The organism is Paraburkholderia sp. CNPSo 3076, assembly GCF_026343935.1.
GTDB classification, from domain to species: Bacteria; Pseudomonadota; Gammaproteobacteria; order Burkholderiales; family Burkholderiaceae; genus Paraburkholderia; species Paraburkholderia nodosa.
Genome location: NZ_JAPMAL010000074.1, coordinates 1 through 10691, shown reverse-complemented (window position 1 = coordinate 10691; position 10691 = coordinate 1). Strand labels below are relative to the sequence as shown.

Below are 10691 nucleotides of genomic sequence, written 5' to 3'. Positions count from 1 at the left end.
GCTTGTGAGAGACCCGGTATCACTACGGTTCAGCGCCCTTCGTCTCAGCGATGAGGCGAGTCAACAATGTGACGCTTGCGAAGGGCTCGTGCAGTTGGCGAGACCGGCGTTAATGCGACGCTTAATGCTGTGCTCGAGCCGTATGCGGGGAAAGCTCGCACGTACGGTTCTTCGGGGGCCGCGTTTCCGAGAGGGAATGCGGCTACCCACTACAAGAATCCCCGGCCGATTAAATGGAAATACGACGATCCATCTCGGCGAATTAGACCAGTGCCATTTCAATGACGCAGTCGACTAGTCGTACTGGTCGATGTCCGCGATGATGTTCCGGAGCTCGGCGATGAACAGCGACGTGTCGCCGAAGTAGTTCGGATAAGCCACTCGCAGCGCGTGAGCCGAATCTGCTACCACCAGTACCGCATCGACGCCGGGCTTTGCGGCTTCCTCGACGCGTTTGTACTCCGCAGTCGCCTGGTCGAATTCGTCGGACGCGTAGGACAGAACGTTGACCTCTTCGTTGCGCGCATCCAGGACCATCAGGAAGTAGGCCGCGAGGCGTCGATCGGGATCGGCGATCGCGGCTTTCATCACGCGCTGGAATGCAGTCAGCCTGTCGATGACATGCAGCTCGCGCTCCATCTCGCGCAGGATGGTCCGGAGCTCGTCAAACTCTCGAGGGCCATTGACGCCCTCGCGGATGGCAAACGCCGCGGAGACCAGGGCAAAAAAGTCGAGCCACACCTTCTCGCCCTGATCGGCTTTCAGTCCCTGGCCGATCAGGGTACCCACGGTTTCGACGGCGGTCGCCCAGGCATGCTGCAGGTTGGTCCGGATCTGGATCTCGACCGAGTGATTGTTGTAGGTTTCCTTCCTGTCGCTCACATAGCGGTAGACGAGATGAATACCGCGGTATCCGTCTTCCTTGGGGGTCGTGATGTAGTCCTTCTCGTTGACCAGTCGATGCTTGATCCGGCTGCTCTTAAGTGCGTCTCGTAGCAGCGTCACGTCGTGCAGTGTAGAGAGGACGGCCCGGCATCCACCAATGTCCTGCATCTGGGTAAGACGCATGTTGGGGAAGCGACTCAGCTTGGCGATGATCGACGGCGCGCGTTTCAGGCGCTGGGCCACGAAAGCGTGCTCGTCGATTCTTCTGGCGCGCTCGCGCAGATTGATCTTGAACGTGTTCAGCGGGAACTGGTGGGATGCACGCCAGTTTGACATCACGGCATACGCTTCGAGATAGCGATCCATGCTATCCGCTGTGTCGCCGATGCCGGTTACGAGCGTACGCCCCGCTGCATTCACCCTTTCGCGACTGTTTTCTGGTATCGCCCACTGCATCGCCGGCCCCGTTATGTTTGTTCGCGCTTCTTCATGCGACCCAGAGTCTACACCGACCGCCGCGTGACGCCTGATGCCAGGGTCTTCACAGTTCGCGTCGCCGGATCCGGCCGCGAGTCGCTATGGAATTGGCTTCTGGCTAGTACCACTCATGCTGTTTATGTATTCCAAAGCCGCACGATTCTTCGGGATTTCGGGGAAGGTGCGGAAGACGAGGCGCACAAGCTCCTCCTTGCTAGCCGCTACCGATTTGAACCGATCTGCAAAGTGGTCGGCCAATTCTAACAATGCATGCTTCTCGGCAAAACTTCTTGCGATTCCAACAGCGGGCGCGTCAGGCAGGACATGACGCAAGAATGTCCAGTGCAGACAGACCGCGAGGCGCCGCTCGCACTCAGGCACACCGGGAAACCCCAAACAGACATCGTGCATCACGGTCTCCCAGTGTTCGCGGCGTTCTGGATGAAAGCGAAGTTCCTCAGGAACGGTAAGTACGTGCTCGATGGCATTATCGAGTTCGCCCAGCGCATCCGAGAAACCTTTGTCCCATGGTTCGCTATCGGCAAAAGCCAGCTTTGGAACCCCGTCAACATGAAACCGCCGCACATGCAGCACTTCATGTCGAACCGCTCCATCGGGAAAGTATCCATTGGTCGGTGCAAAGAGTTGAATGCTTTGGGCCTTGACGACGACTGCGAGGTTGCCCTGATCAGTAGTTCCGCCTTCATTCAGCTTCGGATCGAGAATTACATTGATTTCAACACCCGCGCCTTCCTCCACTTCAAGGACGAACTGTCGGACTGGCTCACTAAGACGGGCAAGATACTCGGATTGCATATTCAGGCGATGAGCGATATTTGACAGGCAGACACTACATGAAGACTACCCGAAACCGGTCATGTGCGAATGTCCGTTCCTGGGCCGAAGACAGAAGGGCAGTGCCGACTGCACGAAGTGATACTTTCACTGCCCTCGGTGCGCCGGTACGCGGCAGAGCGGGATCGCGGTGACGCTCTTACTTTCAGGTCTTGCAGAATTCTTCACGGTCAGTCGTCGGCGGAGGCCTCTGGTTGCTTCTCTTTTCGCTTCCAGAAAACCCCCGTTATCGGGACAAGAATCGCGGTCCATAGCCACTTCCAATTCTCTTTACTAAATTCCTCAAGGCCTTGAATCCCAGTCACCGTCACGACCATCGAGCCGTCATACACGTCTACAAGACGGGGTGTTACAACACCGTCCACTTTGAGCTCGGCTTCGAGTTCGACGTGCAGAGGGATCTTTCCAGGCTTCAGCGGCTTGACGGTCCACTTCCAAGTTGTGGGTGCCTCATCACTAACCGCCTGCAGCGCAGGCGACAGGTCCGTGAACGCGACGGCGTCTGATGCACCAGAAAGGGTGGCCTTCATCCGAGATGAGATTCGTACGTCGTGACTCTCCACGATACCGGGCGCCTCAACCAATTTCGCGACCGCTTCTCGCGTCCTTTCCGGGGCAATGGTTAGCTGGACCGGCGCTGGGGGATCGTCGATGTTCATTGGTGGCGGCGTATTGAATGCCGCCGGCGCATCTATCGATGCCGAGAGCGCGGAATTCACATCGGAAAAGCCTCCGGTGGTAGCGGGACGGCTGGAACTGTCGCCGCCACCGCCACCGCCACCGCCACCGATGCTGCTGCGGCCCGGTGTTCCGCCTCCAACAACGCTGCCGGCAGACCGACCGGCAGCGCCGCCTCCAGCACTCTCATTTCTGTATTGTGGATGACCGTGTACGTCTATTCCCTCTAGGGTCAGTGGTACTGCTTTGAGGCACGTGCATCCCGCCGAGCTGCAGGAGAGCGATTGGCCAGGGGGACATCGGACGACGGGCCGAAAAGTGTCGTCAGGCAGATTTCGCTTCGTTCCGACAGCGGGCGCGGCCACGCCGTATGGCCGAGTCCCAATTTGAAGTTCAAGGATCATCGCGATCGTGATAATCCAGAGAAGGACGATCAGTGTGCGACGAACTATTGTCCTCACGACGCCCCCCCACGCAATACTGATTTCGAGCATAGGTCAGTAGAAATATTGGCGCGTCCGGTATTTGTCCACTATTGCGTGCAAGCGTACGGACTTCGCGGGAAGCGGGTCTCAGCGTTTCTTAACGCTTCCTCTTCGAATCGATGGTGCCGATGCGGTTGAGCTCAGCCATCAGCCGCCGGCGCACGCGGGCGAAGGCCTTGCGGCCATCCTCGATCGTCGCGCTGTCCTTGGACAGATGCCAGTATTCCTCTGCGACCATCGCCTCGAGTTCTGAGAATGCATAGCGATCGAGCTGGACTTCGAGTGCGAACCGGCGACACGCCGGGTTCTCCTTCCAGGCGCGCCGCAACTCCTCGTAGCTTGGCGTGGCAAAGGGCGGCAGTCCGTAGCGGCTGCGTTCGGCTCGCTGCCTGGCCTCCCTGGCCCAGTCCACATCGCTGGCAGGTGGTTCGACCAGGGCGAGAGCCGCCACGCGATGACGGTCACGTTTCGTATGCTCGACCTTGTACGACCGCTGGTCGGAGTAGGCCCAGAAGTCGGCGCATGCTTCGGCATCGGTCATCCATACCGGGGTCTGCTCGAAGCGGTTCTGCTTCTCGTCCCAGTACGCCCATTTCCATTCCCAGAGCGGCTCCACGATACACCTCGAATACTGTATAAATATACAGTACCATGACCGATCGGTATTCGACTACCGTTGGTCGACCAGAAGTAGGGCGCGTACGTCGAAGGTAGCCATTTATGGGTTGACCGGATCGAAGAGGTCACCTCCAGGAGTCCTATATGTGCACTAACTACGCAGCAGCTCGCCGCGACCAGTTGTTCAAGCACTTCGGCGTCGAAGCTCCGGACAGTCCGTGGCGCGAAGAGGTCTACAAGGATTACTCGGCACCGATCATCCGTCGCGCCGATTCTGGCAACAAGGCGCAGCTCGCGACATTCGGCATCGTTCCGCGCAGGCACATACCGGAAGGCGTGAAGGTGTTCGACACGATGAATGCTCGGGCCGAGACAGTTGGGGCGAAGCGCTCGTTCAGCGGTGCATGGAAGAAATTGCAACTGTGCCTCATCCCCTGCGAGGCGATCTACGAGCCGAATTACGAAAGCGGGAAGGCCGTGAGGTGGCGCATCGGCATGAGCAATGGTGAGCCGTTCGCAGTCGCCGGTTTGTGGCGTGAGTGGAATGAACCAGAAGGGCCTGCACTGTCGTTCACGATGCTGACGCTCAATGCCGAAGAGCATCCGCTGATGAAACGCTTCCACAAGCCGGGAAGTGAAAAGCGCTCCGTGGTGATCGTGCGGCCGGATGAATACGACGACTGGCTGAGCGTGAAATCTCCGGACGAAGCCCGGACCTTTCTGAATCTCTATCCGGCCGGCTCGATGCATGCCGAGGCAGATCCGGCTCCGCCGCGCAAAGCAAAGACAGCTGATGCCTAGCTCATGCAATATATGTCATTCATTTCCTCTCACCCCGTCTAGGCCATCATGATTCCGCTCGCAAAACTCGAAGATGTCAACGAAGCGATCATCCAGCGGCTGATCGACGACGCATTTCGCGAGAGCCGAACGCTCGACTTCAAGGCACAACTTGATCTCACGAGAGACGGCAAGCAGGCACTGGCTGAGGACGTCTGCGCGTTCGCCAACACCGTCGGCGGCGACCTGGTGTTCGGGATCCGAGAGGATGGAGGTGTCGCTACGCAGATCGTTCCGTTGCATATTGCCGACCTGGATGAGCAGCTGCTCGCGCTTACAAACTTCTTGCGCGACGCCGTCGAGCCGCGTGTCACAACCAGTCTGCTCTCGCATGCGGTGCCGCTCGCGCAAGGTGGCCACGTCGTCGTCCTGCGTGTGGCACCAAGTCCCAATGCGCCGCATCGTTTGCAGCGCAACAACCACTTCTACCTGCGCAACTCCGTTGGCAAGGAAACCATGGACATCCACGCCGTCCGCACAGCGTTCGCGTTTTCGGAAGGCCTTGCCGACCGGGCACTAGCCGTTCGCGACCGCCGGCTGGCCTTGCTTCGCAGCGGCAAGACCCAGGTTCCGACCGTGCCCGAGCAGCCACTGCTTGTCGTGCACCTGTTACCAGTGCTGTCGCTCACCCGGCGTGAGGGGCACACAATCGAGGAACTCAAGGCGGCCGCCGCGGACCTGCAGCGAGCCCAGCCGGCTGCCTATCCACTCGGTCGGCCGGTTGCAAATTTCGAAGGCGTGATTTGCACCAGCAACACGGATCGCGAAGATCGACACTATGCGTTCGCGCAGCTGTTCCGTGATGGCTCCATCGAGATGGTCAGCGTCCTCGCGATCGAGGAGGAAGGCAACCCGCCGCTACCGACGATTTACCCGGCCCAGTATGAACCGTCGCTCGTTCAGAACGGTCTCCCGGTGGCTTTTCAGGCCCTCACCACGCTAGGCATCCCCGCCCCGCTGTACTTGTCGGTGAGCGTACTGAATGTGCGCGGCATGCGCGTTGCCATCCGGCGGCCAGGCACCGGTCTCCCAGGCTTCCCCGAGTTGCCCGCCAACCTCGTTGATCTCGCTTCGTCGTTGCGTTATGTCGAGGATCCGACCGTCGATCCAGCCGTGCTAGCGGGGCCCGCAATCGACATAGCCTGGAACGCGTCGGGATCGACCACAGCCAGGTCGTTATCTGGAACCCGGAACCGTGAGCAAGACCATAGCTACCCCGCCGGCCAAAGAAGCAGTGCCTTAGCGCACAACGAATAGACTGTCGACGGTAGTCGGCGGGAGATCGCCATGAAACGATTCGCGGAGTATCAGGGCTGGATGATCGAGGCCTCGCCGACGATTCTGGCAAAGCAGCGATTGTTCGTGTCGGGCGTCATCGCGTCGCGAGGGTGGCGAGCAGATCGGCGCCGTCGAGAATTCGTACCTGGTGCGGATCGGCCCGTACCGTGAGCGTGCGCCGCACATGCGTATGCGGGATGGTGTAGTCGTTCAGGTCGAAGCGCACGTATGGCTGCTTGCCGACATTCACGGCCAGTTGCAGTTCGCACGGGTACGGATTCTCCGGCAAGGCGAGCAGGCTGGGCTGCTCGCGGGCGGAAGCCGCATCGATGCCGGTAAGAACCGGCCGGGTCCCCTGAAAGATCTCGTCGTGCAGTCCCACCCGGATGGCCGACAGGTCGATGCTGTTGTTGATGGCCATCGCCCGCTGCGCGGCACGCTGGTGAACATTGTGCACGGTGCCCAGGCTGATGGACACGCCCAGCAGGTCGCTCATGAATTCGATGACGCCGCGCATCGAGGCGTGACCGATCATCGTCAGTGCGAGGATGACCTGCTCCAGCCATCGTCGGGTCACCCGCAGCGAGAACAGGACCTTGTCGGCGTCTTCGCGTTGGCGAAAAGGCTTCATCCAGCGCGGCGCTCGCCTTGCGCATCTGGCGATAGACGAGTGGACGGCTGACACCGTGGCGGGCGGCCACGGCGCTGACGGGTTCAGCGCCCGCCAGGGCGCGAACGGCCATCATCTTGCGGTCGCAGCCAGCCGGTTTTACGGAAACAGGGCAGACGGATGAAGTCATGGGGACGCCAAAATTAAAGTGGGCCACATTACCCGCACTTTCATTTCTGCCCTGCCTGTGTAACGCCGGGATGAACCACGCCGGGTGTGGTGGATTTCAGGCAGCCCCTTTGCATCCGTTTCGATCGGCAGCATCTTCCATTGACACCCCATATAGAGCGCCTTCAGGACGTAGTTGAACATCCTCTGTAACGGCAACGTCGGCGGCGGGCCGCGCCGGCCCCGGCTCAGGTGCGGCAAGACAAGTTGCCCGAACTGCGCTTCACTCAATTTCGTGGGAATCGCCTGCCGGCCATGGTTTGCAGCCATTTTCGCATCCGCAAAGCCCTCACTTTAACCGCTCCCCCCTCGCCAGCTCCGAAAGCCATTCCCGGTGGGGCTCGCAGACAAATTCGGCCCCTTCGGAAAACCCGCAATCAGTTGAGCAAGGACTTCTACTCGACCAGCCCGCGACAATCGGCGCCGTCTCGTCTCGAATATCTCGCGATGCCGAACCCCGGTTACCGCGAGACGTAACAGTAAGTCATATCAAAGAGGCGACACGTACTTGCGAACGTTATTGATCCACGGAGCGCGTGCTGTCATCCACGCGGCCCGACGCAGGAGCGACAAGGAAGGATGGCTATCCCGTTTGCTGCAGCGACGCAATTCCAATGTGGCCGCCGTTGCGCTGGCCAACAAGAACGCGCGGATCGTGTGGGCTCTGCTGACTCACGAGCGAACGTCGCGACCCGACCATGAGTCCGCGATACCAAATATTTAGCCTCGAACGGCACGAAGTTCGTAGCGAACGGAGGGACACTTCCACCGATTGCCAAGGCAATCATGACGTGATGGCAAGACAGGTCAGACCGTGACGAGCCAAACCCAACACTGTCAAAGAGCACCAGGCTCGCCAAGTTGATCGGGACCTCGTCAGCATATTCCATCAGGGACAGCCGGCCTGCGCTCGGCACTGAAGTCCGGATGCATGGCTGCAATCACGACCTTTGAACCATCACAACGTGAAGCTTGGCAAACCGGGGGCGTCCATGCATGACAGTGCCATCGCGACACCTTATATCAAACGGTGTTGCGCTTCAGATTTGAGGCCGCCTGCGGGCGTCCGCAATGAGCCCCTCGAAATGCTCTTCAATATCGATAATTTGTATCCCATGGATCGACAACCAGTCTTGATTGAAAACCGTGTCCAGGTACTTGGTACCACTGTCACAGACTATTGTTACGATACGCGATCCAACCGGTGCGCGTCGAGCCACACTGAACGCCTCGTAGACCGCCCCCCCCGTTGATCCGCCAACCAGCAAACCGTGCCGCTGGGCGAGATAATGGCATGTCGAAAAGGCCATGCGGTCGCTCACTTTGCGGCCCGAATCTATTACGCCGTAGTCAATGGCCAGTCCCACTTCAGCACCTTCAGGCGTGCCAGTCCCCGATTGGAGGTAATCTAGACCCTCACCGCCGAAGATGATGCTTCCGGCGGGCTCAACCCCGATTACTTGGAGCTCAGGAATACGCGTCCGCAACTGGCGTGCAGAACCACATAGTGACCCGCCGGTACCGATTGCGCAAACAAGATGCGTAATTGTTGGGCCCAGGTCGTCAAGCAATTCTGCAGCGAGTCCAGCATAACCGGCTGCATTTGCGGGATTGTTGTGCTGTTCAGTCCAATAGGCGCCTTCTTCACAGGAAATTCTCATTGCCTCTCGGTCCCGTATATCAGTCGCTAAAACACCGTCTCCGCCGCCAACGATCTGGACATTGCTTCCGAACGCACGAACAGTAAGAATTTTATCAAGGCTTGCGTGAGAGTCCATGAGAGCTGTGAAGTTTATTCTTCGCACAGCTGAAATCATCGCCAATGCGCTAGCCGTATTCCCAGAAGAAGATTCGACTATATCAGAAGCATCTTTATTCAATGCACGTGGACGATGGTTTAGCATACTCAACGCCATCCGGTCCTTCATTGATCCAGACGGATTGAACATCTCCAGCTTGAGATAAAGGTTAACTTCCTCACCGCGCAAAGGAATTTTGAGCAGGGGCGTATGCCCGATGGTATCTAGAATGCTATTGACGATCATCTATCTACTCCCAATCTTGGTGAAGTTTCGCCTATCCCAGCGCTGTCATTCTCGACGGGCGCACGCTGCAGTCGGCCTGCGAGAGGGAACCTCGCGCAGGTTACGACGGTTACAAGCGGAAACAACGCAGCAAAGTTCACATGACAGTTGATACATTGGGACAGTTGCTTGCTGTGCATGTGACGCCGGCCAACGAACAGGAGCGCGCGCAGGTCGGGGAACTGGCGCGTCAGGTTTAGCAGGCCACGGGCCAGACGGTCAAGGTAGCGTTCGCCGATCAGGGATATACCGGTGAGGAGCCCGCGCAGGCAGCGCTTGATGAGGGAATCGAACTTCAGGTAATCGAGTTGGCGGAGGCGAAGAAAGCCTTTGTTCTGTTGCCACGACGCTGGGTAGTGGAGCCCAGCTTCGGCTGGCTGAACCGATTTCGGCAGCTTGCGCCAGACTACGAGCGCTTGCCCGAGACCCTCGCCGGGCTGCACTTTGTAGTCTTCTCCGTACTGATTCTGGTTCATTTCGTAGACCTGATTAATAGAGCACCTAACACGCCAGAGATGCACGATGGGGCGATCGGTTGAACAATCTTTCGACTTCCTTCTACAGGCTCTATAACAATGCAAAGAGCATTCACCATCTCCGCGCCGAAATATCCTTCCAGTATTTTCCCGGTTCATGTCACGCAAAAATGCATGCGGTGAGGAAAACGATCTCCGGCATCGACTACTCCCCGCCTCTTGGCTTCCCGCTTGTCCCCCTTGTCACAGCGCAATGAGGCCAGTCAACTTCATACCCTCAAGAAGGATCCGAATACGGAAGGCCTTTCAGTGAGGCAACGACTTGCGCGCTGGCTTTCGGCGCATTCCACACAGTCAGATGAACGAATAGCACCTACGTGCCCCGCCACCCAAGCGGGACGATCAACAGCGACCTTATGCGCGTTATCGCGCCATTGAAGTTGGCTTGTCCTGACCTAGCAGGTTGCGGAAATACACCCTCGACGGATGCGGCCTTCCTCGATCTCCGCGGCCGCCGTCGCTAAATCTTTCGCATTGTGCAATTTCAACGCGAATCAACCTTTTTAAAGCGCTGTGAGGCCGACTTCTGGCCTCATTGGCGCCTTTTCCCGCCACTATGGACGGAACTGTGCCAGCGATCGCATGCGCACGAGGTTGTAGGCCGCCATGTTCAACACGAACATCTGGTCCACCTTCTTCAAGCCACGCACCATCACCTGGCGCATGCGCCCCACGGTCTTGGCCCAGCCGAAACCTTGTTCGACCAACTTACGCAGTGTTTGCGCAACGTGCGGCGTGACCTTCATCTGCTGGCACGCCTCGATGAATTCCTGTGCGTCGTAACCCTTGTCTGCACCCAGCGTGATTTCCGCGTCCGGATCCTCCACCGCTTGCCGTGCGTCGTGGATCATGATCTTGGCCGCTTCGCGCTCGGCATGCCCGTCGGCGCGTGTCACGCGCGCGTTGACCACCAGGCCGTGCCGGTTATCGGTCAGCGTATGGCCCATGTACCGCAATTCGCTGGCCGTTTTGCCTTTGCGATAGAGCTGCGCATCTGGGTCGGTTCTTGACTGATGTGTCTCGTTGCTGCGTTTCTCGCCCTTGAAATCGCCCGCACCGCCACCGTCGTTGTCCTGATCGTCGCCATTCTTGCGTACAAAGCTCTTGTGTCCGGCCC

The 10691-nt window shown here is 58.6% G+C and carries 10 protein-coding genes and 2 pseudogenes; 4 read left to right on the top strand and 8 right to left on the bottom strand.

The window, feature by feature from the left end; all coding sequences use genetic code 11:
* Positions 1-294 precede the first annotated feature (294 nt).
* The 4 genes from M3A49_RS40995 to M3A49_RS40980 all read right to left on the bottom strand — a co-directional run bounded on the left by M3A49_RS40995 (position 295) and on the right by M3A49_RS40980 (position 3996).
* Positions 295-1251, bottom strand: a complete 957-nt coding sequence (locus M3A49_RS40995) for a RelA/SpoT domain-containing protein (protein ID WP_266233854.1) — start codon at positions 1249-1251, stop codon at positions 295-297.
* Positions 1252-1461: 210 nt separating this feature from the next.
* Entirely contained in the window at positions 1462-2178 is a 717-nt protein-coding gene (locus M3A49_RS40990; RefSeq protein WP_266233853.1) for a hypothetical protein, read from the bottom strand.
* Positions 2179-2387: 209 nt separating this feature from the next.
* Positions 2388-2936 carry a hypothetical protein gene (locus M3A49_RS40985; protein ID WP_266233852.1) on the bottom strand — a complete coding sequence of 183 codons (549 nt, stop codon included), beginning with the start codon at positions 2934-2936 and terminating at the stop codon, positions 2388-2390.
* A gap of 541 nt (positions 2937-3477) precedes the next feature.
* Complete coding sequence (locus M3A49_RS40980; RefSeq protein ID WP_266233851.1) at positions 3478-3996, bottom strand: hypothetical protein; 519 nt, start codon at positions 3994-3996, stop codon at positions 3478-3480.
* A 146-nt stretch (positions 3997-4142) separates the two neighbouring features.
* Here M3A49_RS40980 and M3A49_RS40975 point away from each other — a divergent pair, with 146 nt between their 5' ends.
* Both M3A49_RS40975 and M3A49_RS40970 read left to right on the top strand, forming a co-directional pair.
* Positions 4143-4799, top strand: a complete 657-nt coding sequence (locus M3A49_RS40975; protein WP_266233850.1) for an SOS response-associated peptidase — start codon at positions 4143-4145, stop codon at positions 4797-4799.
* 48 nt (positions 4800-4847) lie between these two features.
* On the top strand, positions 4848-6095 hold the full coding sequence (locus M3A49_RS40970) for a helix-turn-helix domain-containing protein (protein ID WP_266233849.1): 1248 nt from the start codon (positions 4848-4850) through the stop codon (positions 6093-6095).
* Positions 6096-6210: 115 nt separating this feature from the next.
* On the opposite strand, the gene M3A49_RS40965 is transcribed toward M3A49_RS40970, so the two are convergent.
* Positions 6211-6747 carry a Mu transposase domain-containing protein gene (locus M3A49_RS40965; protein ID WP_266233848.1) on the bottom strand — a complete coding sequence of 179 codons (537 nt, stop codon included), beginning with the start codon at positions 6745-6747 and terminating at the stop codon, positions 6211-6213.
* A gap of 165 nt (positions 6748-6912) precedes the next feature.
* The gene (locus M3A49_RS40960; RefSeq protein WP_254319222.1) at positions 6913-7224 is read right to left on the bottom strand and encodes a transposase; all 312 of its coding nucleotides are present in this window, start codon (positions 7222-7224) and stop codon (positions 6913-6915) included.
* A 220-nt stretch (positions 7225-7444) separates the two neighbouring features.
* Between M3A49_RS40960 and M3A49_RS40955 the strand changes: the two are divergent.
* Positions 7445-7678 (top strand): annotated as a pseudogene (locus M3A49_RS40955) (IS110 family transposase); the annotation flags it as partial.
* A 316-nt stretch (positions 7679-7994) separates the two neighbouring features.
* Here the strand turns inward: M3A49_RS40955 and M3A49_RS40950 are convergent.
* Positions 7995-8999, bottom strand: a complete 1005-nt coding sequence (locus M3A49_RS40950; protein ID WP_254319223.1) for a PLP-dependent cysteine synthase family protein — start codon at positions 8997-8999, stop codon at positions 7995-7997.
* Positions 9000-9028: 29 nt separating this feature from the next.
* Here M3A49_RS40950 and M3A49_RS40945 point away from each other — a divergent pair.
* Positions 9029-9577 (top strand): annotated as a pseudogene (locus M3A49_RS40945) (transposase); the annotation flags it as partial.
* Positions 9578-10128: 551 nt separating this feature from the next.
* Here M3A49_RS40945 and M3A49_RS40940 read toward each other — a convergent pair.
* Positions 10129-10691 (bottom strand): transposase (locus M3A49_RS40940; protein ID WP_266233847.1); only part of this gene is annotated, 563 nt, incomplete at its 5' end.